The following is a 26,585-nucleotide window of genomic DNA, read 5'->3' on the forward strand; positions in this document are numbered from 1 at the left end:
GCCCGCCCGACACAGGCGGACAGCCAGACCGGATCAGCCGCACAACCTTGGCGCGGGGTGGAGCAGCCCGGTAGCTCGTCAGGCTCATAACCTGAAGGTCACAGGTTCAAATCCTGTCCCCGCAACCAAACTCACCGACACAACCACGCGACCACACAACCAAGCCGGTTCGCTCACGCGGACCGGCTTGGTCGCGTTGAGGGCCCCCACGGGGCACTGGATTGTTTCGTGGACGGGAAGGCCGCTGCTGTGGAGCAGGGGAGGGGGCTGATCGCCAGCCCCATCGGTTTCTCTGTCAGTCGAACGTGATCACGATCTTACCGAACGGACCGCGATCCAGATGATCGAGGGCGACCGGCACGTCTTCAAGGCCGTAACGCCGATCGATCACCGGCTTCAGGTTCAGGACGTCCACGGCTCGGACTAGATCCTCCAGCGCACGGCGGTGGCCGACGCGGATGCCCTGGATGGTGGCGGATTTGAGCATGACATTCGCTGCAGCAGCCGAAAGATCGAATCCTTCGATCACGCCGATGAGCGAAACATGTCCATCGATGGCGACTGCTTCAAGCGACTTGGCAACATGCGCCCCGCCGACGAGTTCGAGGATGTGGTCGATCCCACGATCCGCCGTGAGCCGGTAGACCGATCCGACCCAACCGTCTCGGTCGATCACGTGATTAGCGCCGAGAGCACGGACGTGCTCGCGCTTCTCCGCAGACCCGGAGGTGACGAAGGTCTCGGCGCCGTGGGCCTTGGCGATCTGCAGGCCGAACAGCGCGACGCCGCCCGTGCCCTGGACCAACACACTCTGGCCAGCCCTCAATTGCCCGCGCTCGACCAGAGCAAACCATGCTGTGAGACCTGCGCAGGGCAACGTGCTGGCTTCCGCAGAGTCGAGGCTTCGCGGCGCGGCGACGACCCAATCTTCGGGCAACGACACGTATTCCGCCAGGACGCCCGGATGACCGCCGCCGAGTGCGCGGGCGTCCAGCGTCTTCGCTGATCCTGCGGACCGTCCGTCGATCCAACCGGGAAAGAAGGTCGTGATGACCCGATCGCCCGAGCGGAACCGGGTCACATCTTCACCCATGGCGGCAACGGGTCCCGCAAGATCGGAGGCGGGGGTGAACGGAAAATCGAGGGCGAGGCCCATCCCATGTTCGATCACGAGCTTGTCGCGGAAGTTCAACGCGACAGCTGCAGCCTTCACCAAGACGTGCCCAGGCCGGGGCTCGGGTATCGGCACCCGCCTCAGCTGCAGGCTCCCGCGGCCGAAGCCGGTCATCTCCCAACGCCGCATCATCGTCATCGCAAATCTCCGATCTCCTGAGATCGAAGATGCGTAGCGTTGATCTGCGCGGCTCAGTGGCGTTCATTTGGACCGAGATCGGTGCGCGCGGAGCAACAATGATCCCGGGTGATATCCTGGCAGACCTGCCGGCGTTCATTGCGGCGGCCGAAGCCGGCAGCTTCTCGGCCGCAGCGTCCAGGCTGAATCTCACACGCTCGGCCGTCGGACGCAGCATCGCCCGCCTCGAGCATCGGCTCGGCGTCCGACTGTTCCACCGCACGACCCGCTCGCTCGTCCTGACGGATGATGGGCAAACGTTCTTCGAACATGGTCGGCGGGCGCTCGCCGAGGTGCAGACCGCGACGGCGCTGCTCGATTCCGGCCGGCGCATCATCGCGGGACGGCTGCGTGTTTCGATGCCCGTGCTGTTCGGACGGCTCCGCATCGCGCCGATCCTGATCCGGCTCGCAGAAGCGCATCCGGCGTTGGAACTCGACCTCAATTTCAGCGACCGGTTGGTCGATGTGGTCGACGATGGCTTCGATCTGGTGGTGCGGAACGGACAGCTGCGGCACTGGCCCGGCCTCATGGTGCGGCGGATCGCATACCAGCTGATGCGGGTCTGCGCGGCCCCGCGCTACCTCGATGGCGCCGGTGTTCCCGCTTCGCTCGCCGATCTGCCGCGCCATCATGCGGTGCTCTATGGCCGTCCCGGCTACGCCCGCTCGTGGCTGTTTCCGCAACCAGGGGGCTCAACGACGGAGATCGTGCCGCCGAGCCGCATGCGGTTCGACGAGGTCGGCGCGATCCGCGATGCAGCGATCTCCGGCCATGGTCTCGCCTGGCTGCCGTATTGGCTGATCCGTGACGACGTGGATGCGGGCCGGCTCGTCACGGTGCTCGATCATCTGCCCGCACATGTCTTCGAAAGTCACGCGCTCTGGCCGCAGACCCCGCATCTGCCTTTGCGCGTGCGCATGGCGATCGATGCGTTGGTGGCAGAACTTCAAGAGGAATCCACGTTGCCGAGGGGGAGCCCTGCCAGGCCGGAACCAATTTCGCCCTTGGAAACCATGTCGCTCTGACGTCCTCTAAGCCCAGGCGTGAATTTCCGGACTCCTGGGCGCACGCCGCATCCCCGCCCCATCATCGGCTTGGTGTTGGCCCTTGGCACCGAGACCGTTAAGGTAGGCTAGGCTACGCTGACGTGGCCTTGGGGGGATTATCGATGACCGTGCAAGCGAGCGGTGCTGCCGACTTCGATCGGAGCTGAAGACCGCGTCTTGCGCGTGTGCATTCGCCTGAGCCGATCGATCTTGCCCGGTGCGCCGCGTTCGCTGCCGCGCTTGATGCTTGTTGCGGTGGCGTCCGTGCCGCTCCTCGCGGCGGATCCCATGCCGGCGCGGGCCTTCGATCTGTTCGGTTTGTTCGGCTCTGAGCCCGAGCCGCCTGCGCCCAGCGCGACCGCGATGCCATATGCTGTGCGGATCACCGGCACCGACGATTCCGACGTTCTTCAGGCGCTTCAGGATATCTCGACACTCTATCGTCTGCGCCAGGATCCGCCGCCTGACGCGGAGGGGCTGCTGCGCCGGGCCGAAACCGATCTGCCCAAGCTGGCCGATGTCCTTTCGGGCTACGGCTATTATCAGGGTACGGCGGCGATCCGGATCGATTCGGTACCGGTTGTGGGTCAGGCCGCGAGTGCTGCCGCAGTGAGCGCTGCCGAGCGATGGCGCAATCGCGGCCTCGTGCCGGTGCGGATCGCGGTCGATCTCGGGCCGCTCTACACCTTGCGCCGGATCATGGTGCGCGATGTCGCCGGCCGGCCGTTCCCGGACGACGTGCTCCCCCAGCGGTTTACCCGGGTGGACGACGGTGTGCCGGCCCGCTCGGCCACGGTGCTGGCCCGCGAGGCCCGGATCGTCGACCAGTTCCGGGCGCAGGGGCACCCCTTCGCCAAGGTGGTGGCCCGCGATCCGGTGGTGGACGACACCGCCCATGTCATGGACGTCACCTTCACGGTGGAGCCCGGGCCGTTGGCCGGGTTGGGGCCGGTGGCGGTGAATGGTGCGCCGGGGATCGACCCGGCGACGATCCGGTCCTTCATCTATGCCGAGCCGGGGGACCCGTATTCGCCCCAGGCGGTCGCGGCGATCCGCAAGTCGCTGACCCGGATCGAGGCGATCGGCGCCGCGCGGGTCCGCGAAGGGACGGCGCTGGACGCCGACGGAAACCTGCCGCTCTTCGCCGAATTGACCGAGCGCGAGCGCAATCTCGTCGGCGTCTCGGCGCGGTATTCCACGGTCGATGGGCCCGGGGTGCGCGCCTACTACGCCAATCGCAATCTCTTCGGCGGCGGCGAGACGTTCCGGCTCGACGCGGACATCTACTACCTGGGGTTGGGCAACGATCCGTTCGCGACCCAGCGCAAGATCGCCGGGATCGGCACCAACGGACTCGGCGGGCGCCTGTCGGCCACTTATGTCCAGCCGGCGCTCGGCGGCACCCGCAACGACTTCCTGGCCAACGCCTTCATCACCCGCGAGGTCCAGCAGAGCTACCTGGTCGATGGCGGCGGGGTTTCGGCGGCGATCCGGCACCGGTTCTCGGACACGTTCTCGGCGCAGATCGGGCTCGACGCGCAGGCCGGGCGCTCGAAGGATGCGCTCGGCACGGTCAATTACCGGCTGATCGGCGTACCGGCCTCGGTGACCTACGATTCCACCGACAGCCTGCTCGACCCGACCAAGGGGTTCCGGGCGATCGCGTCGCTGGCGGCCTATCCCGGGGCGATCTCGTCGCCCGGGATCGTCGTCGCCAAGGCGCAGGGCTCGACCTACTATTCGCTGGACGACGAAGCCCGCTACATCCTGGCCGGGCGGATCGGCTTCGGCTCGGTCTCCGGCGCGCCGCTCGGCGACATCCCGGACAATTTCCGCTTCTTCGCGGGCGGCGGCGGCTCGGTGCGCGGCTACCCGTACCGGACGCTCGGGCCGATCGGCCCGTTCAACCTGCCGATCGGCGGCCGCAGCCTGCTTGAAGCCTCGCTGGAGGCGCGGATCAAGATCACCGACACGATCGGGGTGGTGCCGTTCTTCGACGCGGGCACCGCCTTCGCCTCGGCGCTGCCGGATTTCGATGAGAAGATCCGGAAATCGGTGGGCATCGGCCTGCGCTACTACACCGGCATCGGCCCGATCCGCGCGGACCTCGCTTTCCCGCTCGACCCCTACAAGGGCGGCCATGTCCGCCCGGCCGTCCTGTATCTCAGCCTGGGGCAGGCGTTCTGAATGGCTGGTTTTTTCGGGAGACGGGGCGAGCTCAGGATTTCTCCCTCCCCCCTCTGCGGGGGAGGATGGGTCGGCCGTCAGGCCGGGTCGCGAGAGGGGAGCCCGGCGTCGGGAACGATCGCGACCGGCATGAAGGGCTCCGCCCTATCCTGCGCCGTCGCTCCCCTCTCTCGCCCCCCTTCGGGTGGCCCCCTCCCCAGCAGGGGGGGGAAGGGCGCCGCGCGGGTCCTGATCGCCCTGTGCCTGATTCTGGGATGCGCGATCTTCTCCGTCGCTCCAAGCACGACCCACGCCGACGACGCGGAAAAATCCGTGCTCGGCGGGCTGCTGTCCCGGGCGCTCTCCACGCCCTCGTCGCGGGTGGCGATCGGCGCGGTCGACGGCGCGCTCTCGTCGGACGCCACCATCCGCGACGTGGCGGTGAGCGACCGCGACGGCGTGTGGCTGAAGATGGACCGGGCCCGGATCATCTGGCGGCGCCTGGCGCTGCTGTCGGGACGGCTCGAGGTCGACAGCCTGGAGATCGGACGGATCGAGGTGTTGCGCCGGCCGATCCCCGGCCCGACTCCGCCGGAGGCGAAACCCGACGGCAAGCTGCTGCCCGACCTGCCCGTGAAGGTCGAGATCAAGGGGTTCAAGCTGGCCGAACTGGTTCTGGGCGAACCCGTGGCCGGCCAACCGGCCCGGCTCTCGGCAGAGGGCAAGGCGCGGCTCGGGGCCGCGAGCGAAGGGCTCGATCTGCAGGCCCGGGCTCAGCGCCTCGACGCCGCCGGGCGCTTCCTGCTCGCCCTCGTCTACGTGCCGCAGGGCGACAAGCTGGAGCTGACGGCGAATTTGGTCGAGCCCGCGGGGGGGCTGCTGTCGAAGGCGGCCAACATCCCCGGCACGCCGCCGATCGATTTCGAGCTTGCCGGCACCGGCACCCTGGATGCCTGGAACGCCCATCTCGATTTTGCCGCCGGCCCGGATATCGGCGCCAAGGGCGGCGCCAAGATCTCCCGGATCGGGGCCGAGCGCCGGCTGGCCCTGGATCTGGCCGCGCGGATCGAGGGCTTGGTGCCGGGTCCGGCCGCGTCGGTCTTCGCCGGCACGACCCAGCTCGAAGGCGGCTTCGCCTTTGCCGATAGCGGCGCCTTCCGGATCGATCGGCTGGAGCTGACCTCGCGCACCGCGCGGCTCGCCGCTGGCGGAAGCCTGACCAAGGACCGGATCGCCGACCTGACGCTGCAGGCCCGTGCCCTGCCAACCGAGGGTGCGGTGACCAAGGCCGGCGAGGCCGAGATCGGCAAACTGGTCTTCGACGGCAGCGTGAAGGGGCCGATCACCACGCCGACGGTGCGGGGCAATCTCGATGCGGCGGGCCTGCGCAGCCGGGATTCGGCGCTGGACCGGATCGAGGCGCGCCTCGGGGTCGAGCCGCAGGGCGACGCGTCCGCCCAGCGCTTCGCGATCACGGCGGACGGCAAGGTCGAGGGCCTGCGCCTCGCCGATCCGGCCCTGCGCCGGGCACTCGGCAGCCGGGCGCAGCTGACCCTGCGGGCCGCCTCCGGGCCGGACGGGGTGATCGACGTGTCGAACCTTCGGGTCGAGTCCGACACGGCGAAGGCAAGCTATGCCGGCCGGGTTGGGCAGAACACCCTGACCGGGACCCTCGATGCCGCCCTGCCGGATCTGGCCGTGTTTTCGGGGATCGCCGGACGCGGGCTCGCCGGCAGCCTGGACGCGAAAGCGCGACTGAGCGGCGATCCGGCCCGGAAGGCGCTGGCCGCCGACCTCACTGTTACCAGCACTGGCCTGGCCACCGGTATCGCGGCGGCCGACCGGGTGCTCGGCCGCGCACCGACGCTCCAGGGCCGGGTGTCGCAATCCTATGACGGCTACGGCTTCGACCATCTGCGGCTGGAGGGCACCGGCCTGACCGCGACCCTGCAGGGCGAGGCGACGTCGGCGACCGCCGATGTCACCGGCCGCGTGGACCTCAAGAGCCTGGGCGATCTCGACGGCCGCCTGACCGGCCGCGCCGGCATCGACGCGCGCATGACGGGGTCTCTGGAGCATCCGCAGCTGGCCGCGACGGTCACGGCGCCTGCCGCGACCGCGGAGGGCAAGCCGATCCGTGACTTGCGGGCCGAGGCCGTCCTTTCCGACGCCCTGCTGGCGCCGGACGGTACGCTGACGCTCTCGGGCGACGTCGCCGGCAAGGCGCTGCGCGGCGGGGCCCATGTGGCGAAGGCCGGAATGGACTGGGTCCTCGACCGGATGGACCTGAACCTCGGCTCGGTGGCGGTCTCGGGCAACGCCACGGTCGCGGCAGACACGTGGCTGTCGGCCGGTACCCTCGCGGTGAAGGCGTCCAACCTCGCCGACATCTCCCCGCTGGCTCCGGAGCCCCTGGCCGGGCAACTCGACGCCACGGTGACGCTGGCCCGCGACGGCGGCCGCCAGGACGCGGCGATCCGGGCGACCGGGGCCGCCTTGCGCTACGGTGCCTACGGCCTGAACCGCCTCGATGCCGCCCTGAAGGGCCGCGATCTCCGGGCTCACCCGGTCCTCGACGGGCGCCTGGACGCCGACCGGCTGCTCGCGGCCGGCCAGCAGATCGACACGGTCCGCCTCGCCGCGATCGGGAGCCCGGCGGGCAGCGACGTGACGCTCACCGCCAAGGCCCGCGGGTTCAACCTCGACGGCGCGGTGCGGCTGGTGCCGGCCGACGACACGCGCATCGACATCCAGCGCTTCTCGGCCGCCCGGGGCGGCGACCGCTTCGCTCTCACCGGCCCGGCCTCCGTGACCCTGCGCGACGGTGGTGCGGTGATCGACGGGCTGTCGATTGCGGCCGGCTCCGGCCGGGTGACGCTCGCGGGCCGCGCCGGCCGGACCCTCGATCTGAAGGTGGCCATCCGGGCGCTGCCTCTCTCGCTCGCCCGGATCGCCGCGCCCGACCTCGCCCTCTCGGGCACCCTCGACGGCGACGCCGACCTGCATGGCCCAGCCGCGAGCCCGGAGGGCCATTACGCGCTCACGGTCTCCAAGCTGGTGGCGCCGCAGACCCGCCAGGCCGGGCTGCCGCCGGTGGATGCCAGCGCCAAGGGCAACCTGTCGGACGGGCAGGCCAGCCTCGACGGCCGGGTTACGGCCGGGCGGGGTGTCGCCCTGACGGTGACCGGCGCGCTGCCGGTGGAGACCGGGGGACCGCTGAACCTGCGCGCCCGCGGCACCCTCGACGCGTCGCTCGCCAACACGCTGCTGAGCGTCGGCGGCCAGAGCGTCACCGGACGGATCGCCATCGATGGCGGCGTCACCAGCACTCTGGCGGCGCCCCGGGCCGAGGGTTCGGCCGTGCTGACCGGCGGCAGCTTCACCGACCCGCTCAACGGCATCCGGCTCACCAACATCGATGGCCGCGTGACCGGCCGGGGCGACAGCGTCGTGGTCGAGCGCCTCACTGCATCGGCCCGCAACGGCGGCCGCCTCTCGGTCACAGGTCGCGTCGCCCTGGAGCCGGATTTCCCCGGCCAGTTCCACGTCACCGCCGACAAGGCGGAGCTGGTCTCCAGCCCGCTGATGACGGCGGTGTCGAGCGTCGATCTCAACCTAGCCGGCCCGCTGGCCCGGACCCCGCGCATCAGCGGCCGGGTCGACGTCGTGTCGATCGACGTCGCCGTACCCGACCGGCTGCCCGCCACGGTCAAGCCGCTGCCGGGGGTGCGCCACGTCAACACTCCGCCGGAGGTGCGGGCGCGGCTGGCGCAGCGCGCCGACCGGAAAGCGGCGGCGAAACCCGGACGGCGCTCGACCAAGCCGGCCGTGCCGTTCGACGCCACCCTGGACGTCCGGATCGACGCGCCGAGCCACATCTTCGTACGTGGGCGCGGCATCGACGCCGAGCTCGGCGGGTCGCTCCGGGTCACTGGGACGTCACGGGCGCCGAACGCGGTCGGCGGTTTCGGCATGCGCCGCGGGGTGTTTCAGCTGGTCGGGCAGCGCCTCGATTTCAGCCGGGGCAACCTGACCTTCGCCGGCAGCCTGACCACGCCGGAACTCGATTTCGCCGCCGAGACCAAGGCCGGGGACGTCACCGCCCGAGTGGCGGTGAGCGGCTACGCGGACGCCCCCCAATTCAGCCTGACCTCCGATCCGGTGCTGCCGCAGGACGAGATCCTGTCGCGCCTGCTGTTCAAGAAGGCGGCCGGCGGATTGTCGCCGTTCCAGGCTCTGCAGCTCGCCCAGGCCGTGGCGCAGCTCTCGGGTGGCGCCGCCGGGCCGGACGTGTTCGAGCAGGCCCGCAAGGGTCTGGGGCTCGACAGCCTCGACGTCTCGACGGGCGCGAGCGGCGGCCCGGCTTTGGGCGCCTCGCGCTACATTTCGGACCGGGTCAGCGTCGGCGTGAAGGCCGGCGCCAAGCCCGCCGACACGGCCGTGGGGGTGGATTTCGACGTCACCCGCCGGATCAAGCTGAAGGGCGAGGCGGGGAGCGACGGCCGCACCAGCCTGGGTGTGGGGGCGGAGTACGAGTGGTAGGGGGTTTTCGTCGTCCCGCGCTCTGGAATTTGACTGTCGAGACCTGACACGCGCTCTCCCTCCCCCCTCTGCGGGGAGGGAGAGCGCCCATACCGTTCGATCAATGATCGGGCCGCGCGTCGCCGGGCCAATGCGCAAATCCACCTTCAAAACTCGCGCCGGTTCAAAAAGCTCGGCCGATGATCCGTTGGCGCGCCGGGGCAAGTCTGCTTAGGTGTCGAAGCAAGCGGCGCGATCAGCCGACATTCGGGCGGGAACCACGAAGGGCGATGGACGAGCTTTTCGAGCCGGACGACAATCCCGAGGTGCCGGACGGCGGCTTCCTGCGGATGCTGCCGATCATCAACCGGCGGGGTCTCCACGCCCGCGCATCCGCGAAGTTCGTGCAGACCGTGGAACGCTTCGACGCCGTGGTGACGGTGACGCGGGCCGGCGAGACCGTGGGCGGGCGCTCGATCATGGGCCTGCTGACACTGGGCGCCGCCATGGGCACCCGCATCGCCGTCACGGCGGTCGGCCCGGATGCGCAATCCTGCCTCGACGGCATCGAGGCCCTGCTGGCGAACCGCTTCGGCGAGGACGAGTAGGCCCGTTCAGATCGCCTTTCCGGGCCAGGTGCACAGGTCCGAGACCGGGCAGCGCGTGCAGGCGGGATTGCGGGCCGTGCAGGTGTCGCGCCCGTGCCGGAACAGCCAGATGTGGGCGCCGTCCTTGAAGCGCTCGGGCACGGCCTCGGCCAGCCCGTCCGCAACCGCATCGACCGTCGCGCCTTCCGCCAGCGGGATCCGGTTCGAGACCCGGAACACATGGGTGTCCACCGCGATCACCGGCTCGCGGAACGCGAAATTCGCCGTCACCTCGGCGCTCTTGCGGCCGATGCCGGGCAGGCGGCGCATCTCGGTCGAGCTGCGCGGCACCGCGCCGTCATAGGTCTCGATCAAAGCCGCCGACAGCTTGACGATGTTGCGCGCCTTGGACGGCCCGAGCCCCACAGGCCGGACGATCTCGGTGATCTGCGCCTCGCCCAGATCCAGCATCCCGGCCGGGTCTTTCACCCGTGCGAACAGCGCGTCGGCGATCCGCGCCACCGTCGGGCCCGTAGATTGGGCCGAGAGCAGCACGGTCACCAGCAGCCGGAACGGATCGGTGTCGTCGAACCCCGCCTTCGGGTCCGGGTCGGCCTCGGCCAGACGCGCCATCACGGCCTCGACGCGGCCGGCCTCACCGGGGGCCGCCGCTGCGCGGGTCCTCGTCCGGCGGGGCGTGGGTCGGAGTCCGTGGAGTGTGTCGCGCGCCATGCGGACCAGCTAGGGCCGTGGCGGCCGGCTCAACACGCGGCGGATTGACGGCCCCGCTCAGCCCCGCACCCGTCGCCAGGCGACCGGACCGGCGCCAAGGTTGACCATTCCGGCGACGATCGCATCGATCCGGCGCAGGAGCGCCAACCGAAGCGCGCCCCTCCGGGCGGAGAGGCCGCGAGCGATCCCGCCCTGAGCAGGTGCTGACGGTGCGGCGACGGCGCGCACACCATCCTCGAACACCGGCACGGCCACGGCCGGCGGCGCCCAGCCTTCTGGCCGCACGCCGAGCACGTTGTGCGCCGGGATCGCCCGCGGCTGGCGGGGGCGATCCGCTGCGCGGGACGGCGCCCGGCTTGCGCCCGCGGGCCGAACCGGGCGGCCGAGCACCGCGAGGCGGGTGCGGATCGCCCGGTCGATCGCCGCGGCGGCTTCGCCGTCGGGCAGGCCGGAAGCAGCGGGGACACTCTGCGCATCCCGGTTCCAGGCCAGGACGAGCGGCGGGCGCGGCCGATCCGATGGCGCCGGCAGGGCCGTCGTCTCCGAAAGGCCGCCCTGTATCACGGTGAAGCGTCGCGCCATCGCCTGTCCCGATCCCTCGACCAAGTGTCCCATTCCGGGACGCGGGGCGCCCCGGAGGCGCCGTTCGGGTCGGTGGCTTCAAGGACGGTGCCGCCCGGGGATCAGGGGCCGGGGATCGCCAGCGGGTTGTCGGTGAGCGCGGCGGCGTCGGGCGCGTCCACCCGCGGACGACCCAGGAACGCGTCCCACAGGCGCTGGACGAAGGCCGGGTCGAGATCGCGCAGGATCAGGACGAGCCGGGAGGTGTGGTCGGGATCGGGCCAGGCCGGCAGGGTCAAGGGCGCGTGGAATACGTGCTGGACCCCGTGCACGACGATCGGGCGCTCCGGGTCGTCGGCGAGCGCCACGATCCCTTTGAGCCGGAGCAGCTTCGGCCCGTGGCCGGAGCGCAGCAGATCCATGAACATCTCGAAGGCCGGGCGCGGCACCGGCGCGGCGCTGGTCAGGCACACAGCCTGGATCGACGCGTCGTGGCGGTTCACGTCGTTGTGGTGGTGATGCTCGTGCGCCAGGGCTTCGTCGCCGAGCCAGGCGCGGACGTCGGCGCCCTTGCCGTCGAGGCCGAACAGGCCGCCGAGCAGATCCTCCGCGGGCGCATCCGGCGGCAGGATCGGGGCCGCCGGGTTGAGGGCAGCGAGCCGCGCGCGGATCCCGGCGGTGTCGCCGGCGAGGTCGGCCTTGGTCAGGACGATCCGATCGGCCACCGCGGCCTGGCGCACGGCCTCCGGGTGGGCATCCAGGGAGGCGGCACCGGTCATGGCATCGACCACCGTCACCACCGCCTGCAGGCGGTACCGGAGCACGAGATAAGGATGGTAGATCAGCGCGTGCAGGATCGGCGCGGGGTCGGCGAGCCCGGTGGTCTCGATCACCACCCGGCGGAACGGCTTGATCCGGCCGTTGTCGCGCTTGCGCAGCAGGTCTTCGAGGGTGGCGATCAGGTCGCCCCGCACCGTGCAGCACAGGCAGCCGGCGCCGAGCAGGACCATGTCCTCGTCGATGGTCTCGATCAGCAGATGGTCGAGCCCGATCTCGCCGAACTCGTTGACGATCACCACCGTGTCGGCGAGCGCCGGATCGCGCAGCAGCCGGTTCAGCAGCGTGGTCTTGCCGGCCCCCAGGAAGCCGGTGAGCACAGTGAGCGGGATCGGCTCCGGTCGGCGCGGATCCGGGGCGGGCGAGGCGGTCAGGGACATGACCGCCGAGATGGGGTTTTTCGGGGTCGGAGGCAACGCGCCGGAGCGCGATGCCGAGAGGCCGCTACTCCTCGGCGGCGGCCTTCTTGCCCTGAGGCTTCTTCACCTCGGCCCTCTTGGCCTCCGGCTTGGCCGGCGCCTTGTGGGCGGCGGGCTTCGAGAGGCCCTTGCCGGGCTTGGCCTCGGGCATGCCCGGCGTATCCGCCGCCGTATAGGCGCTGGCGTTCCGCGGCAGGCCGTGGGCCGGCTTCGCCGCGACCTTCGCGGCCGGCTTGGCCGCAGCCTTGGCGGCGCTGGCCGCCTTGACCTGCTCAAGCCGCGCCTCGCGGGCCTGCTTGGCCGCCTGCAGCGCGGCCTCGCGCTTGGCCTTGGCGGCTTCCAGCCGGGCGGCCCGGGTGTTGGCGGCGGCCGTCTTCTGCTCGGATTCCTGCGCCGCCAGGATCTGCTGGCCCTCGGCCGGGTTGCGGCCGATCCAGACCGCGATCGGCTGCAGCGGCGCCCGCGGCGGGAGCGTGCGGGCGCGCAAAGCCGGGCTGGAGAAGGCGGCCATCGCGAGCGCCGGGGAATTGGCCGCGGCGCCGCCGATCAGCTGTGCCGCCGAGCCGGGGGCGCTGACGGCGCCGGCGCCGTCGTCGATCGCCGGGGGCTTCTTGCCGCCGCAGACGTAGGGGCGGATATCCGGCGGCCCACCGAGGGACGAGGCCGGCAGGGCGTCGAGGGTCGGGCTGGTCCAGCCGGCGCTCTGGTTGAAGGCGTAGTCGAACAGGTCGGCGGCCTTCACGTCGCGCTCGCGCGGGCTCGGCTGACCCATCACGATGGTGATGACCCGGCGGCCGTTGCGCGAGGCGGTCGCCACCACGTTGAAGCCGCCCGAGCAGATGAAGCCGGTCTTCATCCCGTCGGCGCCGGGATAGCGGCCGAGCAGGCCGTTGTGGTTGGCCATGACGGCGCGGCCGAACTGGATCGCCGAGATCGAGAAGAGGTCGTGGGAATCCGGGAAGTCGCGGATCAGCGCGCGGGCGAGCACCGCCATGTCGCGGGCCGAGGTCCACTGGCGCGGGTCGGGCAGGCCGTTGGGGTTGGTCCAGCGGCTGTCGCGCATGCCGATCCGCTGCGCGGTCTCATTCATCAGGTCGGCGAAGCCCTCGATCGAGCCGCCGAGATTCTCGCCGATCGCGTAGGCGATGTCGTTGGCCGACTTGACCATGATGATCTTGAGGGCGTTGTCGAGGGTGAGCTGCGTGCCCGGCTTGAAGCCCATCTTGGAGGGCGGCTCGGACGCCGCCGCCGCCGAGATCGTGATCATCGAATCGAGCGAGACCTTGCCCTGCCGCACCAGGTCCAGGGCGACGTAGGTGGTCATCAGCTTGGTGATCGAGGCCGGATACCAGGGATCGGTCGGCGCCTGCGCGTAGATCACCTTGCCGGAATCCACATCGACCACGAGGATCGGCGAGGTCACCGCGTTGGCGGCCTGGATCCCGATGAGGCTCGTGCCGAGAAGCCCCGTCAACGCCGCGAATCCGACGGTCACGCGCCGGAGGAGAGAAGAGGACATTCGAGCCCGACTCGTCAGAGGATCGCCACGGCGGCGCCGCGAGGCACCAATCTTCCGGCCGGCCGGCCGGGATGCGTGCAGCCCGGACCGCCGGGGGCGGTCGTCGTGCTGCATCACGGCATGAACGTCTCCACCGTGGCAAGAGCAAGGCGGGACACAACCGCGGGTCTGCCTGGCTCGGGCACCAGTGGTCCACAGGCCGCATGCCGCTTATGTGCGGAGGGCTGTGAGGCGAACAGGTTTCGGGAAAAGCGGTGGCTTACGCGGTCAAGGAGATCTTCCACACCCTTCAGGGGGAGGGCGCCCAGGCGGGCCGCGCGGCGGTGTTCTGCCGATTCGCCGGCTGCAACCTCTGGTCCGGGCGTGAGGCCGATCGCGCGGCGGCGGCCTGCCGGTTCTGCGACACCGATTTCGTCGGCCTGGACGGGGAGGGCGGCGGTCGCTTCGCGGATGCCGCCGCCCTGGCATACGCCATCGCCCGGACCTGGGCCGGGGGCCCGGAGAGCCGCTACGTCGTGTTCACCGGCGGCGAGCCGCTGTTGCAGCTCGACACACCCCTGATCGAGGCGGTGCATGGGCACGGGTTCGAGATCGCCATCGAGACCAACGGCACCCTGCCGGCGCCCCCGGGCATCGATTGGATCTGCGTCAGCCCCAAGGGTGCCAATCCCCTTGCGCAGACGAGTGGTCATGAACTGAAGCTGGTCTATCCCCAGGCCGATGCAGACCCGGCGGATTTCGTCGGCCTCGCCTTCCGGCACCGCTTCCTTCAGCCGATGGACGGGCCGGAGCAGGGCGCCAACACCCAGGCCGCCATCGCCTATTGCCGCCAGGACGCCCGCTGGCGGCTGTCGCTGCAGACGCACAAGATGATCGGAATCCCGTGAGCGTGGGAGTCTGATTGCCGTTCGATCATCCACCCTGTCATCCCGGGGCCGCGAAGCGGAGCCCGGGATCCAGAAACGCAACTCGCTCAAGGTTTTGCGCCGTCGGCGGCTCTGGATTCCGGGCTCGCCTGCGGCGCCCCGGAATGACAAGGCGCTTCGTACTGAGACCGAGCGGAGCAACGATCGATGGGTGCCCCCCTTCCATTGCTCGGCATCGCGCAAGCCCCGCCCTTCCCATCCCGCGAAAAATCAGGAACGATCCCCGCCGCCTTCCCGCCCCTGGACCGGTGCCCTTGAGTCTGGACGATCCATCGCCGCTCGCCCGCGCCGCGCCGGAGGGCGTCTGGCCGATCGATCCGGACCCGCGGGTCACGAGCCTGGCCGGGCGCCAGCACTGGCGATTCCGGGCAGGGCGTCCCGTCGCGGCCGAGGTCGCAGGCGTCGCGATTCCCGCTGACGATGCCCGGATCGCCCATCTGGGCATCCGGCGAGACCGGCAGGGCCGGCCGTTCCCGGCCGCCTTCGCGCACTCGCCCGAGACGGGCGCGCCCCTGGGACCGCCGGTCCCGGCGCTGGCCCCGGAGATCCTCGATATCGATCTGGAGAGCGCGACGGAGGTACCGCTGCCGAGCGGCGTTCCGGCGCTGGTCCGGGCCGGACACCCGGCGGCGCTCTACCTGTTCCAGGAGAACCTGGGCGCGTTCGAGGAGTGGGACGGCCGTAACTTCGTCGGGCTCGGACGGTTGCCGCCGCACCCGGTGGGTTCCGGCATCACGGCGGGCCGCCGGGGCATCGCCTACACCACCGCCGCGGTGCTGGTCAGCGTGCGCCTGCCCCAGCTGACGCAAAGCCTCGTTCACACCGAGGCTCGGGTACCGGGCCTGCGGTTCCTGTCTGCCCCAAGCCGGCAGAGCGGCAGCCTCCTCGCTCTCGGCGAGCGTGGCGGCCGTCTCGTCCTCTGCCGGAAAGATGCCGATTCGACCGCCCTCGACTTGCGCGACCTCGGCTGCGCTGCCCCCGATGCGGATTTCGCCGGCCCTTGGACCAACCGCCTCAGCGATACGTTCTGGACCGGTCCGGACGGGTTCGTCGCCTGCCGGACGCTCGGCGACGAGACCACAGTCGCGTCTTGGCCCGCAGGCTTCGCGCCGATCATCGCGCAGGCCTCCTGGCGCGACCGCGCCGACCTCCACCACCAGCTCGGCATGCTGGAGGGCCGCTATCACCTCGCCGCCCTGGCGTCGGATCCGGCGCTTCATCAGCTCGACGGGCCGCATCTCGCGGCCGGGCCCTGTACCTATTCCGGCGCGGAGCGGTTCGACGTGCCGTGGCAGGCCGCCGAGGAAGCGCTCAACCTCGGCGCCCATGCCGGCAACCTGCTGGTGCCCCTTCTGGCGCTGGCCCGCGACACGATCCTGCTCGCTCTCGACATTCCCGGCCCCCGCGGCGGCTTTCTGCGCGGCGAGAGCTTGCCGGCACCGGTGACCGGCCACGTCCTCCATCACGCCCACGGGGCCGGCCTGCGCCGCCTGCCGGTCGGTCTCGCGGTGTCGCGGATCGGCGATGCACGGGCGCTGCTGCACGACGGCGTGCTCTACCTGTGGAGCCGGTCGGCATGCCGCTGCCACGCCCTGCGGCTGCGCACGGCATGAGCGCGTTCCTGCGGGCCGTTATGATACTCGTCCTTGCGCTCGGCGGACACGCCTGGGCCGAGACGCCGGTGCGGCAGGTCTTTCTTGTGCAGGATACCGGCTGGATGGAGCCGTTCCTGACCGCGGAGGGCTCGCAGTTCCGACCTCTGGTCGAGGCCCTGGTCGCGGCGGCCCGGGTCCCGGGAGCCGATATGGCCGTGGCGACCTTCGACCAGGACGGGCAGGTCCCGGGCCGGCCCTCGCCGCGCATCCTGTATGACGGCGCCTACGATGCCGCGCGGGTCCGGGCGGCGATCGCTGCGATCGATCTGCCGCGCAAGGCCGGCAGCGCCGCCTATGCCGATGCCGATTTCAACGGCGCGCTGCTCGGGGCGATCCGCACCGGCCTGCGCGGCCGGGACGGCGTGATCTGGATGGTCACCAACAACAAGAACAGCCCGGGCAACAGCGCCGAGGTCGCACGCAACACCGCCGCCTTCTATACGGCGCTTCGCGAATCCGACGCGATCAGCCGGATCGTCGCCTACCCGGTGCGGATGCCCCTGAAGGGGCGCAACTTCTCGGAGGGCGGCTTCGTCATCTATGGGATCGGCTACGGTGCGGCTGGAGGCCGTGCGCTCGAAGCCGCCGTGGCTGCGCCGGGCCTCAAGGCCCTGTTCAACCATCCGCCCGTGAGCCTGAAGCCGGTGCTGGCCGGCGGCCTAACCCTGCGCTTCGACCGACTCGACACCGGCGGCCTGCAGGCCGGGCTGGAGAACGGCGTTCTGGTGGTGCGTGGGGCGGACGCGACCGCCGGCACGGCCCTGCGGCTCACCGCCCATCTGCAGAACGGCCTCTACCCGCAGCGCGTCGCCGCAGCCCGGCTCGCCCTGAGCTGGAGCGAGGTCGGCACCGAGGCTGGGCTGGCCCAGGCCACGGTCTCGCCCGCCGAGATCGCCGACCTGGCGTCGCAGGCCGAGAGCGGGCCGCTCTCCGTGGTGCTGACCCTGCCGCCGATCCGGCGCCCGAGCGGCCTTGCCGGATTGCTCTCCGACGGCCGCACGGTGGATGGAACGCTCACGCTGCGGCTGGCGGACTTGCGCCTCACACTCGATCCGGCCTTCCTGGAACGGGTGCGGCCGATCTTCGGCAGCGGATTGTTGTCCGGGGACCAGATGGGCGGGCCGGTTGGGGATGGGAGCGCCGTGGAGGGCCGGCTGCCCGGCCTGTTCCGGGACTATCGCGGTATCTCGGAAGCCTCGGTGAGCCTGCCGGTGCGGATCGAGGCGGCGTTCTCGCCCTGGCCGTTGATCGCCGCCGCCTCGAGCGCCCTGGCGCTCGTCGGCGCGGCCGGTCTCGGGGCCCTCGCGCTCGCCCGGGCACGGGTCCAGACCGTGATGCTCGGCACCGTTCCGAAGCGGGTCAGCCTGCGCCCCTACCGCACCCAGACCCTGCGCGCGCCCGACGGCAGCCGCTGGCAGGTGCGGGCGGGGCTTTGGGGGCCGGCCCGCGCCACCCGCCTTCAGGAGCCCGGACCCGACGCATGATTTTTTTGTCGATCGATCGCGTCGGGCCTCCGGGGATCGTCCGCGTCCAGGCCCGGACCGGGCAGGATTTTACAATCCCCGCCCCGCAGACCCCGAGCCCGCAGGCGGAGCCGCTGCCGACGCCGCCCGCCCAATCCACCACTGGGGCGAACCCGTTCAGCACCCTCGAACGGGGGCCGACCACCACGGAATTCGCGCTGGGCGCGGCGGCCCTGGTGGTGCTGGCTTTGCTGTTCCTGTTCGTCCGCCAGGGGGTGCGCGCCCACCTGATCAACCGCCGGGCGACGCTCGACGCCGCCGACGGCGCCAGCTGGATGCTGTTCTCGGCGCTGATGCTCACCGCGGCGATCCTGGTGAGCGCCACGGTCGGCCGGCTCTGGCAGGCCTGGGCCGGGCTCGCGGCCGGCTTCGCCCTCTGCCTCGTGCTGTTCGGCGCCGCCCTGGTGCTGTTCCTGCGCGCACCCGACCGGAGGCGCTGAGATATGGCTGACGCCCGGCCCGCCGAGACCGAGACGCTCCTGAAAGTCCGCCCGACCGTGTTCGTGGCGCTGGGCGGCACCGGCATGGAGGTGCTGCTGCGCCTGCGCCGCCGCATCCTCCAGGCCGACTGGAACGGGACGCGGATCAGCGCGCTGGACCAGTTCCCGGCCGCGTCCTTCCTGTATTTCGACACCGACACCCTGGAGGCCCGCGAGGCCGGCCGGGCGGCGGCCACCGACGCGCTCTCCGCCAAGGTCGCGTTCCGCGAGGGCGAGACCCTGCAGAAGGCGGTCAATCTCGCCCGCTACCAGGCCGAGCGGCGCAGCTACCCGCATATCGATTCCTGGCTTCCCGCCCGGGACCTGTCGCGCATCGACGCCTCCAAGGGCGCCGGGCAGATCCGGGCCATCGCGCGGCTGCTGTTCTTCGACGAGGTACGCAACTTCCAGGACCGGCTCACGGCCAAGGCCGGCGCGGTGCTGGCCAACGTCTCGAACGAGGCGCAGCTGCGCGCGCTCGGCCTCGACACCGCCACGGATCTGCGCGTCGTCGTGGTCGCGTCGGTCGCCGGGGGCACCGGCTCCGGGGCGGTGATCGATGCCGGCTACGCGATCTCCTCGCTCGAGACGCCCAAGCGCCCCGACGCGGTCGACCTCTTCCTGGTCCTGCCCTCCGGCTATGTCGGCGCCAACAAGGACCGGGTCTTCGCCAACGGCGTCGCAACCCTGTCCGAGCTCGAATACGCCATGCGCGGCAATCCGGAGCCGCCCTATGTCGAGAGCTGGGGCGACCACGCGCGGGTCGCCCGCGGGGTCGAGCGGCCGTTCAGCGACGTCTACCTGTTCGACACCCAGAACCTCGCCGACCAGCGCACCGGCGCGATCGGCGACCTCTACGACATGATGGCCGACGTGCTGTTCGAGGATTTCGGCAATTCCGAATTCTCCGGCCGCAAGCGCTCGACGGGGGTCAACCAGACCCAGCACAAGATGCGCAAATGGGCGCCGCCGAGCCCGGACCGCGCCGGCCGATCCGCCCTGTTCTCGCTGAACTACTCCGCGCTCGGCCAAGCCGTGCTCGCCACCCGCGGCAGCCTCGAATTCGAGGAGCACGCCGCCCGGGCCGGTCTCGGCATGGTCGAGGCGTTCTTCGGCGTCGCCCGGGGGCAGGGCGAGCGCCATGTCCCCACGGTCGAGGAGCGGGACCGCTTCGCCGCCGACCGGCTCGCCCTGCGCTTCTCCGCCTTCGAGGCCTTCCCGAAGGTGCTGCGGCCGGCGCCCCCCGGCATCCCCGAATACGACCTCGTCGGCACGCTGCTGCAGCGGGCGGACGGCTCGTCGATCCAGGAATCGGTGGCGCTCGGCGTCGAGGAGGCGGTGGACGCGATCAAGGCCGAGATCGCCAGCCCCCGGGACTGGGCGCCGAACCTGCGCAAGGAGGCCGAGCGCCTGCGCGACGACATCCTGGGCCGCACCGGCTCGGGCGCGGCCTACGGCCCCCGCGGCGCCGAGGTTCTGGATGTTCGCGCCAAGCTCGAAGCGGCTTGGCTATCCGACCGAGACGGCGCGCTGCCCGCCGCACTCTACCGCCTGCTCGACGACCAGGAGCGCGGCGGCCTCGACTATGCCCGGGCGCTGATCGAGGGCGTGAAGGACCTGATCGAGGCCGATGGCGGCGGCGCGCTCGCCCGCCTCAATGCCGCCGCCGACACCTATGCGCGGCTCGCCGACGAGATGCTGGCCGAGCATTTCTCCGCCTCGCTCAGCCGGCTCGACCAGGTCCGCCCCGGCCTGATCTTCTCCCACCGGCGCGACGCCGAGCGCTACCTGGAGCAGGCAAGGGAGGATCTGCGCGGCTCCTGCGTCCTGCGCATCCGGTCGGTGGCTGCCCGCGAGGCGGCCGAGCTGCTGCGCCGGGTCTCGGCCAAGCTCGGCAGCCGGACCGGGCGCGACCCGGAGACCGGCGCCGCCCGCTACGACGGGCTGCTCGGCGCCCTGAACCAGGGCCACGAGGATGTCGGCCGGCTGATGCGCGAGCTGCGCCTCGACATCGCCGAGATCCGCAACGCCATCGAGCGCCCCTCGGGCGGCACCTTCCTGGTCCTGCCCTCGGGCGACCTGCCCGATAAGATCGCCGTCGCCCCCGCCGAGCAGCTCGCCTGGGCCCGCGAGGCGTTCCGGGCCTATGGCGGGTCGCGCGCGATCTTCGCGCTGCTGCGCGAGGAGGAGACCCGGGCCGACCTGCTCAACGCCGTGCGCGACATGGCCCGCCGCCGGCTCGGGCCGCACCGCGCCCGCATCCCCTCGGCGCTGGACGCCCTGCGCGAGCTACCCCCCGCCCGGCAGCGCGAGACCCTGGAGCTGATGCTGCTGCGCTGCATGCCCTGGATCTACGCGCGGTTCGACGCCTTCAGCCCGGGCGGCGACCAGTTCAAGACGATCCTGGCGGTGGAGGGCTCGCGCGCCTTCCAGGCCGAGTTCGGCCCGATCCTGCGGGCGAGCCTGCCGCCGGTGCTGGGCGCCGGGGAGATCGGCTTCCTCGAATCGAGCCAGCGCGGCCGCATCGTCTGCTACTGCGAGCTGTCCGGCGTGCCGCTCGACGTGCTCGGCCCCCTGCGGCGCGACTGGCGCACCGCCTACGCGCAGGAGCTGGACCGTCTCGACGCGATCCCGCTCCACAACCACAAGGACTATCTGCGCTTCCCGGACCCTGTCGCGCCCTCGGCCGAAGAAGCCGACGCCCTGCGCGAGACCCTGTCGCTGTTCCTGCGCGCGGTCTGCCTCGGCCTGCTCCAGCGCGCCCCCGAGACCGGGCTGTGGCGCTTCGCCTTCGAGCCCGGTGACTGGCGCAGCGTCGGCTCGGAGCGGACCCTGCGGCGCAAGCTGTTCGACCGGGTCCAGCGCGGGGCGATCGCGGCCCAGCTCGCCGAGGCCGAGGCGGCCCTGTCGCCGGTCCAGAACCTCGCGATGGCGGCGCTGTTCGCCTGGACCGCCAAGCGCGCCTACGCCCCCCGGCGCGAGACGGTGAATTTCGACGCCGAGGCAAGGGTCGGCGGTATCGGCAACGCCGTGGCCGACGCGCTCAGCCGGGGCTGGCGCCAGGGCGCCGTCGAGGCCGGCGGCCTGCCGGGCGATCCGGACCGGCTGTTCGACGCGCTCCTCACGCAGATCGAGGCCTGGACCAAGCCGATCCCGGGCAGCCTCGCCGACGTGCCCGCCGAGGAGGCCAACCGCGACCCGTCCTACCCGCCGGCCCTGCGGGCCGTGGACAAACGGGTGATCGAGCCCGCTTCCTTCACCACCGAGGCCCTGCTCCGCCTCGCCAGCCCGGCCGCCCCCGCCCCGCCGCCACCGTCGCCGGGTGCTCTCTTCTACGTCTACCGGGACACGGTCGAAGGCCCGTTTTCGCTCGCCGAACTCGTGGCCCAGGCCCGGGCGGGCGCCCTGAGCGCGGCCACACAGATCCACCCGCAGGGCGGAGCCTGGATCGCCGCGGGCGATCACCCGGCATTGGCCCCACTGCTGGCGCCGCCCCCGCCGCCGCCAGTTCGCTGAGGCTGCGCTCGGTGGACGATGGTGGCCGACGGCTTCTCGCCGGCCGCACCGTCATTGCGAGCGTAGCGAAGCAATGACGGCGGTGGCGCTAAATGCCCATCGCCAAAACCTGCGCTCGCGCCGCCCGGATCGCCGAGCGGGCGAAGCGGCTGTTCGTCAGCGCCGGATCGGGCTCGCCGCCGGCCAGCACGGTGTGCCGGAGCGCGGTCAGTGCCGGATCGCCCCAGGCGTCGAGGAGGCGCCCGAAGGCGGCGTGGCGGGCGGCGTCGAAGCTGGCCCGGCGGCCTGAAGCGTCCTTGGCGGGATGGGCCGGATGCAGGGCCGCGCAGGGCACGAGGCCGGGCGGGATCGGCGCGGTCGCGGCATGGGTCCGGCCGAGCCGCAGGAGCTTCGGCAAGATGTGGGTGTGCGGTCCGGGGGCGCTGGCGCCGCCGTCGGGCGGGATCGGCGTAAAGACCTCGATCCGGCCGAAACGGGCGAGGAACACCCGGTGGGGGCTCGCCGCGACGAGCAGGGGCCCGACTGGATTGCCGGGGGCGAAGATCGGCCGGCCGGCGGCTTCCCGCAGGCGATCGATGAGGCCGGGATCGGTCACGCGCACGCAGGCATCGACCGCCCGGAGACCGAGGCCGAGATCGAACAGGATCGCGTCGCGATCCTGCGCCCGCGCCGCCGCCGCGTCGGGCCCGAGCTCGGCCAACACCGCGCGTCGGCTCATGGCGCAGGCCGACGCGGGCAAGCACAAGGCGACCGCCTGGCTCCAGCCGCCGGTGAACCCGGTCTCGTAGGCGAAGGGCACCAGGTCCGGTGTCACGGTGAGCGCGACCGCGCCGCGCTGGGTCGCCAGGCCGATCCCGCCATCCTCGCGGAACGCCGTCGGTTCGGCCGGATCCCGGGAGAAGGCGGCCACCGCCCCATAGGCGCCGAGGCTCCAGGCGCAGGCCGGGTCGGCGAGGTGGTCGCGCAGCAGGGACTCGACCGATCCACCCGTCATCGGTGCCCCATAACGCAAGACTAACCTTCGTAAAAACCGCCCGGGACACCGTCCCCGCAGGCAGCACGCCTTGACACGGCGGGCGAATGACCGGAAGTCGCGGATCGATCATCGAGGTTGTTCTCGGCGCGACGGGCGTGACGCCCGGGACGACTGAGGCGGAGATATCCGCGGGCCCGGCCGCCGGCATCCGCGGGAAAGGGCGCGCTGGCATGGACGTGATCGAGACAGAGATTCCGGACGTCAAGCGCATCAAGCAGAAGCGCTTCGGCGACAGCCGCGGCTGGTTCTCCGAGACGTTCCGAGCCGACACGATGGCCAAGGCCGGGATCACCACACCGTTCGTGCAGGACAATCAGTCGTTCTCGGCTCCGCAGGGCACGATCCGCGGCCTGCACTTTCAGATCGCCCCCCAGGCGCAAGCCAAGCTGATCCGCGTGCTCCAAGGCACAATTCTCGACGTGGCGGTGGATATCCGCAGCGGCTCGCCGACCTACGGCAAATACGTGGCCGTGACCCTCGACGCCGAGAACGGCGAGCAGCTCTACATCCCGCACGGCTTCGCCCACGGCTTCTGCACCCTGACCCCCGACGTCATGGTCGCCTACAAGGTCGACGCCTATTACAGCCCGGAGCACGACCGCGCGCTGGCCTGGGACGATGCCGAGATCGGGATCCCGTGGCCGGTCTCCGGCGCGGCCGCGATCCTGTCCGACAAGGATCGTCGCGCGCCGAAGCTCGCAGCGCTCGGCCAGGTGTTCTAAACAGCATTCTGAACCGGCGTTTCCGGCCGCCTAGCGGCGGGGCCGTATTTTCGTCACGCCGGGCGGGCTTTAGCTGCCGGCGGCTCATTTCCATACGCGATCGATCCGAGGGGGACCCACCATGCGCATTCTGGTGACCGGAGGCTGCGGCTTCATCGGCTCGGCGCTGGTGCTGCATCTCGTCAACGATCTCGGCCACGAGGTCTGCACCCTCGACGCGATGACCTACGCGGCCAACCCGATCTCGCTGGCACCACTGGCCGACAACCCGCGCCACCGCCTGGTCGAGGCCGATATCTGCGACCGCGCCGCCGTGCAGGCCGCCATCGACGCCTTCAAGCCGCAGGCGGTGATGCATCTGGCCGCCGAGAGCCACGTCGACCGCTCGATCACCGATCCGGGCGCCTTCGTGCGCACCAACGTGATCGGCACCCAGACCATGCTAGACGGTGCCCGGGGCTATTACGAGGCCCTGCCGGAGGCGGAGAAGAAGACCTTCCGGTTCCTCCACGTCTCCACCGACGAGGTCTACGGCTCGCTGCCCCCGGAGGCGTTCTTCACCGAGGACAGCCGCTATGACCCGCGCTCGCCCTACTCGGCCTCGAAGGCGGCCTCCGACCACCTGGCGCGCGCCTGGCACGAGACCTACGGGCTGCCGGTTCTGGTGACCAACTGCTCGAACAATTACGGGCCGCGGCACTTCCCGGAGAAGCTGATTCCGCTGATGATCCTCAACGCCCTCGAGGGCAAGAAGCTGCCGGTCTACGGCGATGGCCTGAACGAGCGCGACTGGATTCATGTCGAAGACCACGCCAAGGGCCTGGTCGCCGTGCTGGAGCGCGGCCGCATCGGCAACACCTACCTCCTCGGCGGTAGGGCGGTGCGCAACAACCTCGCGGTGGTGAAGGCGCTGTGCGCGGCCTTCGATCGGCTGCGGCCGGAGCACGGCCCCCACGAGCAGCTGATCAGCTTCGTCGCCGACCGGCCGGGCCATGACCGGCGCTACGCCATCGACTGCACCAAGGCCGAGACCGAGCTAGGCTGGAAGCCGCAGAAGACCTTCGAGCAGGCCCTGGAAGACACCGTGGCCTGGTATCTCGACAACGAGAGCTGGTGGCGCCCGATCCGCGAGGGCCGCTACACGGGCGAGCGCCTCGGGCTGACCGGCTGATGGATATCCTGGTCCTCGGCGGCGCCGGCCAGGTCGGCACCGAGCTGCAGGCCCTGGCCTGGCCAGCCGGCGTATCGGTGCACGCGCCAAGCCGCGCCGAGCTCGACATCACCGATGCGGGCGCCGTCGCCCGGACGTTGGACGCACGCGATTACGGCGCAGTGATCAACACCGCCGCCTACACCGCGGTCGACAAGGCCGAGGCCGACGTGGTCGAGGCTTGGCGCCTCAATGCCCTAGCCCCGGCGATCCTGGCAGCGGCGGCCGCGCATAAGAAAATCCCGCTCGTGCACGTGTCGACCGACTACGTCTTCGCCGGCACCAAGGCCGACGGCGCCTACGCCCCGGACGAGCCGATCGACCCGCAGAGCGTCTACGGCGCCAGCAAGGCCGCGGGCGAGCTCGCCGTGCGCAGTGCCAACCCGCGCCACGCGATCGTGCGCACCGCCTGGGTGGTGAGCCCGCACCGGGGCAACTTCGTCAAGACGATGCTGCGGCTCGCCGGCGAGCGTGACGCCTTGACGGTGGTCAACGACCAGCATGGCTGCCCGACCTCCGCCTCCGACCTCGCCGCCGCCCTGGCGGTGATCGCCGGGCGCTTGGCCGAGGATGCGGCCGCGCCCACCGGGACGTTCCACTGCGTCAATGCCGGCGCCACCACCTGGGCCGGCTTCGCCGAGGCGATCGTGGCGGGCTCCGCCCGGCGCGGCGGCCGGTCGATCCCGGTCACCGGCATCCCGACCTCGGCCTACCCGACACCGGCCCGGCGGCCGGCCAATTCGCGCCTGTCCACGGACAGCCTGACGGCGGCCTACGGCATCGCGCCCAGGCCCTGGCAGGCGGCGCTCGACGACATCCTGGACCGGCTCGTCGGGCCGGTCACAGACGGAGTTTCCAAGCCATGAAGGGCATCGTTCTGGCCGGCGGATCCGGCACGCGGCTGCATCCGGCCACGTTGTCGATCAACAAGCAGCTGCTGCCGGTCTACGACAAGCCGATGATCTACTACCCGATCTCGGTGCTGATGCTGGCCGGCATCCGCGAGATTCTGATCATCTCCTCGCCGGAGCACCTCGACAATTACAAGCGCCTGTTCGGCACCGGCGAGCAGTTCGGCCTGCAATTCAGCTACGCGCTGCAGCCGCGGCCGGAGGGCCTCGCCCAGGCCTTCGTGATCGGGCGCGACTTCGTCGGGACCGACGACGTGGCGCTGATCCTCGGCGACAACCTGTTCTTCGGCGCCGGCATGCGGGAGCTGTTGAACCAGGCGCGGTCGCGCAAGGACGGCGCGACGGTGTTCGCCTACCATGTCGACAACCCGCAGGCCTACGGCGTGGTCAATCTCGACAAGACCGGGCGCCCGACCAAGATCGTCGAGAAGCCGCAGAACCCGGAATCGACCTGGGCGGTGACCGGCCTGTACTTCTACGACAACCAGGTGCTCGACATCGCCGCCGCCGTGAAGCCCTCGGCCCGGGGCGAGCTGGAGATCACCAGCGTCAACGAGGCCTATCTCGAGCGCGGCCAACTCTACGTGGAGCGGATGTCGCGCGGCTATGCCTGGCTCGACACCGGGACGCATGACAGCCTGCTGGAAGCCAGCGAGTTCGTCCGCACGCTGCAGAACCGCCAGGGTCTCCAGGTGGCCTGCCTGGAGGAGATCGCCTTCCTTCAGAACTTCATCACCCGTGACCAGCTGATCGCCCGCGGGGAGATGTTCGCCAAGACCGCTTACGGCCAGAACCTGCTCCGCCTCGCCCGCGAGAGCGAGGATGAACTCGCGTTGCGCTGATGCGCGAACGAGACATTCGGGAC

The 26,585-nt window shown here is 71.1% G+C and carries 19 protein-coding genes and 1 tRNA gene; 14 read left to right on the top strand and 6 right to left on the bottom strand.

The genetic code is table 11. From position 1 onward, the window contains the following. Positions 1–51 precede the first annotated feature (51 nt). Positions 52–128 (top strand) — tRNA-Met (locus MKK65_RS12500). 167 nt (positions 129–295) lie between these two features. Here the strand turns inward: MKK65_RS12500 and MKK65_RS12505 are convergent. Next, a complete protein-coding gene (locus tag MKK65_RS12505; RefSeq protein WP_243957992.1) occupies positions 296–1,312 on the bottom strand; it encodes a zinc-dependent alcohol dehydrogenase family protein in 1,017 nt (338 codons plus the stop codon). 98 nt (positions 1,313–1,410) lie between these two features. On the opposite strand from MKK65_RS12505, the gene MKK65_RS12510 reads away from it, so the two are divergent. From MKK65_RS12510 to MKK65_RS12525, 4 genes are all read left to right on the top strand, one after another. Continuing rightward, positions 1,411–2,379, top strand: a complete 969-nt coding sequence (locus MKK65_RS12510) for a LysR family transcriptional regulator (RefSeq protein ID WP_243958208.1) — start codon at positions 1,411–1,413, stop codon at positions 2,377–2,379. 264 nt (positions 2,380–2,643) lie between these two features. Continuing rightward, positions 2,644–4,587, top strand: a complete 1,944-nt coding sequence (locus tag MKK65_RS12515; protein ID WP_243958209.1) for an autotransporter assembly complex protein TamA — start codon at positions 2,644–2,646, stop codon at positions 4,585–4,587. A 129-nt stretch (positions 4,588–4,716) separates the two neighbouring features. Then, positions 4,717–9,108, top strand: a complete 4,392-nt coding sequence (locus MKK65_RS12520; protein WP_409565426.1) for a translocation/assembly module TamB domain-containing protein — start codon at positions 4,717–4,719, stop codon at positions 9,106–9,108. A gap of 269 nt (positions 9,109–9,377) precedes the next feature. After that, positions 9,378–9,695: an HPr family phosphocarrier protein gene (locus tag MKK65_RS12525; protein ID WP_058194682.1), complete on the top strand. Its 318-nt coding sequence runs from the start codon at positions 9,378–9,380 to the stop codon at positions 9,693–9,695. 6 nt (positions 9,696–9,701) lie between these two features. On the opposite strand, the gene nth is transcribed toward MKK65_RS12525, so the two are convergent. From nth to MKK65_RS12545, 4 genes are all read right to left on the bottom strand, one after another. After that, a complete protein-coding gene (gene nth, locus MKK65_RS12530; RefSeq protein WP_243957993.1) occupies positions 9,702–10,307 on the bottom strand; it encodes an endonuclease III domain-containing protein in 606 nt (201 codons plus the stop codon). Positions 10,308–10,463: 156 nt separating this feature from the next. Next, positions 10,464–10,988: a hypothetical protein gene (locus tag MKK65_RS12535; RefSeq protein WP_243957994.1), complete on the bottom strand. Its 525-nt coding sequence runs from the start codon at positions 10,986–10,988 to the stop codon at positions 10,464–10,466. Between the two features lie 101 nt (positions 10,989–11,089). Beyond that, positions 11,090–12,184 carry a CobW family GTP-binding protein gene (locus tag MKK65_RS12540; RefSeq protein WP_243957995.1) on the bottom strand — a complete coding sequence of 365 codons (1,095 nt, stop codon included), beginning with the start codon at positions 12,182–12,184 and terminating at the stop codon, positions 11,090–11,092. Positions 12,185–12,248: 64 nt separating this feature from the next. Then, positions 12,249–13,742: a D-alanyl-D-alanine carboxypeptidase family protein gene (locus MKK65_RS12545; protein ID WP_243957997.1), complete on the bottom strand. Its 1,494-nt coding sequence runs from the start codon at positions 13,740–13,742 to the stop codon at positions 12,249–12,251. A 254-nt stretch (positions 13,743–13,996) separates the two neighbouring features. Between MKK65_RS12545 and queE the strand changes: the two genes are divergently transcribed. The 5 genes from queE (at position 13,997) to MKK65_RS12570 (ending at position 21,841) form a co-directional block, all read left to right on the top strand. After that, positions 13,997–14,629 carry a 7-carboxy-7-deazaguanine synthase gene (gene queE / locus MKK65_RS12550; RefSeq protein ID WP_243957999.1) on the top strand — a complete coding sequence of 211 codons (633 nt, stop codon included), beginning with the start codon at positions 13,997–13,999 and terminating at the stop codon, positions 14,627–14,629. Between the two features lie 287 nt (positions 14,630–14,916). Next, the gene (locus MKK65_RS12555) at positions 14,917–16,281 is read left to right on the top strand and encodes a hypothetical protein (RefSeq protein WP_243958001.1); all 1,365 of its coding nucleotides are present in this window, start codon (positions 14,917–14,919) and stop codon (positions 16,279–16,281) included. Further along, positions 16,245–17,807 carry a hypothetical protein gene (locus MKK65_RS12560; RefSeq protein WP_243958003.1) on the top strand — a complete coding sequence of 521 codons (1,563 nt, stop codon included), beginning with the start codon at positions 16,245–16,247 and terminating at the stop codon, positions 17,805–17,807. The genes MKK65_RS12555 and MKK65_RS12560 overlap by 37 nt, the downstream gene beginning before the upstream one ends. Beyond that, the gene (locus MKK65_RS12565; protein WP_058194901.1) at positions 17,804–18,286 is read left to right on the top strand and encodes a hypothetical protein; all 483 of its coding nucleotides are present in this window, start codon (positions 17,804–17,806) and stop codon (positions 18,284–18,286) included. The genes MKK65_RS12560 and MKK65_RS12565 overlap by 4 nt, the downstream gene beginning before the upstream one ends. Before the next feature lie 3 nt (positions 18,287–18,289). Continuing rightward, positions 18,290–21,841, top strand: a complete 3,552-nt coding sequence (locus tag MKK65_RS12570) for a tubulin-like doman-containing protein (RefSeq protein WP_243958005.1) — start codon at positions 18,290–18,292, stop codon at positions 21,839–21,841. An 88-nt stretch (positions 21,842–21,929) separates the two neighbouring features. On the opposite strand, the gene MKK65_RS12575 is transcribed toward MKK65_RS12570, so the two are convergent. Next, positions 21,930–22,835 (bottom strand): DUF6925 family protein, encoded by a 906-nt coding sequence (locus tag MKK65_RS12575; RefSeq protein ID WP_243958007.1) that lies wholly within the window; start codon positions 22,833–22,835, stop codon positions 21,930–21,932. 212 nt (positions 22,836–23,047) lie between these two features. Between MKK65_RS12575 and rfbC the strand changes: the two genes are divergently transcribed. The 4 genes from rfbC (at position 23,048) to rfbA (ending at position 26,562) form a co-directional block, all read left to right on the top strand. Next, positions 23,048–23,599 (top strand): dTDP-4-dehydrorhamnose 3,5-epimerase, encoded by a 552-nt coding sequence (rfbC, locus tag MKK65_RS12580; protein ID WP_243958009.1) that lies wholly within the window; start codon positions 23,048–23,050, stop codon positions 23,597–23,599. A 121-nt stretch (positions 23,600–23,720) separates the two neighbouring features. Continuing rightward, the gene (gene rfbB, locus MKK65_RS12585; protein ID WP_243958011.1) at positions 23,721–24,770 is read left to right on the top strand and encodes a dTDP-glucose 4,6-dehydratase; all 1,050 of its coding nucleotides are present in this window, start codon (positions 23,721–23,723) and stop codon (positions 24,768–24,770) included. Then, complete coding sequence (gene rfbD / locus MKK65_RS12590; RefSeq protein ID WP_243958013.1) at positions 24,770–25,675, top strand: dTDP-4-dehydrorhamnose reductase; 906 nt, start codon at positions 24,770–24,772, stop codon at positions 25,673–25,675. Before rfbB ends, rfbD begins: the two co-directional genes overlap by 1 nt. Beyond that, positions 25,672–26,562 (top strand): glucose-1-phosphate thymidylyltransferase RfbA, encoded by an 891-nt coding sequence (gene rfbA, locus MKK65_RS12595; RefSeq protein ID WP_243958015.1) that lies wholly within the window; start codon positions 25,672–25,674, stop codon positions 26,560–26,562. Before rfbD ends, rfbA begins: the two co-directional genes overlap by 4 nt. Positions 26,563–26,585 lie beyond the last annotated feature (23 nt).

The sequence above is a fragment of the Methylobacterium sp. J-001 genome (assembly GCF_022829565.1).
GTDB lineage: Bacteria > Pseudomonadota > Alphaproteobacteria > Rhizobiales > Beijerinckiaceae > Methylobacterium.

What these genes read in the sequence shown, in the direction of transcription:
- MKK65_RS12505 (WP_243957992.1), bottom strand. Translation starts at nt 1,312, where the DNA reads ATGACGATGATGCGGCGTTGGGAGATGACCGGCTTCGGCCGCGGGAGC.
- MKK65_RS12510 (WP_243958208.1), top strand. Translation starts at nt 1,411, where the DNA reads ATGATCCCGGGTGATATCCTGGCAGACCTGCCGGCGTTCATTGCGGCG.
- MKK65_RS12515 (WP_243958209.1), top strand. Translation starts at nt 2,644, where the DNA reads ATGCTTGTTGCGGTGGCGTCCGTGCCGCTCCTCGCGGCGGATCCCATG.
- MKK65_RS12520 (WP_409565426.1), top strand. Translation starts at nt 4,717, where the DNA reads ATGAAGGGCTCCGCCCTATCCTGCGCCGTCGCTCCCCTCTCTCGCCCC.
- MKK65_RS12525 (WP_058194682.1), top strand. Translation starts at nt 9,378, where the DNA reads ATGGACGAGCTTTTCGAGCCGGACGACAATCCCGAGGTGCCGGACGGC.
- nth (WP_243957993.1), bottom strand. Translation starts at nt 10,307, where the DNA reads ATGGCGCGTCTGGCCGAGGCCGACCCGGACCCGAAGGCGGGGTTCGAC.
- MKK65_RS12535 (WP_243957994.1), bottom strand. Translation starts at nt 10,988, where the DNA reads ATGGCGCGACGCTTCACCGTGATACAGGGCGGCCTTTCGGAGACGACG.
- MKK65_RS12540 (WP_243957995.1), bottom strand. Translation starts at nt 12,184, where the DNA reads ATGTCCCTGACCGCCTCGCCCGCCCCGGATCCGCGCCGACCGGAGCCG.
- MKK65_RS12545 (WP_243957997.1), bottom strand. Translation starts at nt 13,742, where the DNA reads ATGTCCTCTTCTCTCCTCCGGCGCGTGACCGTCGGATTCGCGGCGTTG.
- MKK65_RS12560 (WP_243958003.1), top strand. Translation starts at nt 16,245, where the DNA reads ATGCCGCTGCCACGCCCTGCGGCTGCGCACGGCATGAGCGCGTTCCTG.
- MKK65_RS12565 (WP_058194901.1), top strand. Translation starts at nt 17,804, where the DNA reads ATGATTTTTTTGTCGATCGATCGCGTCGGGCCTCCGGGGATCGTCCGC.
- MKK65_RS12570 (WP_243958005.1), top strand. Translation starts at nt 18,290, where the DNA reads ATGGCTGACGCCCGGCCCGCCGAGACCGAGACGCTCCTGAAAGTCCGC.
- MKK65_RS12575 (WP_243958007.1), bottom strand. Translation starts at nt 22,835, where the DNA reads ATGACGGGTGGATCGGTCGAGTCCCTGCTGCGCGACCACCTCGCCGAC.
- rfbC (WP_243958009.1), top strand. Translation starts at nt 23,048, where the DNA reads ATGGACGTGATCGAGACAGAGATTCCGGACGTCAAGCGCATCAAGCAG.
- rfbB (WP_243958011.1), top strand. Translation starts at nt 23,721, where the DNA reads ATGCGCATTCTGGTGACCGGAGGCTGCGGCTTCATCGGCTCGGCGCTG.
- rfbD (WP_243958013.1), top strand. Translation starts at nt 24,770, where the DNA reads ATGGATATCCTGGTCCTCGGCGGCGCCGGCCAGGTCGGCACCGAGCTG.
- rfbA (WP_243958015.1), top strand. Translation starts at nt 25,672, where the DNA reads ATGAAGGGCATCGTTCTGGCCGGCGGATCCGGCACGCGGCTGCATCCG.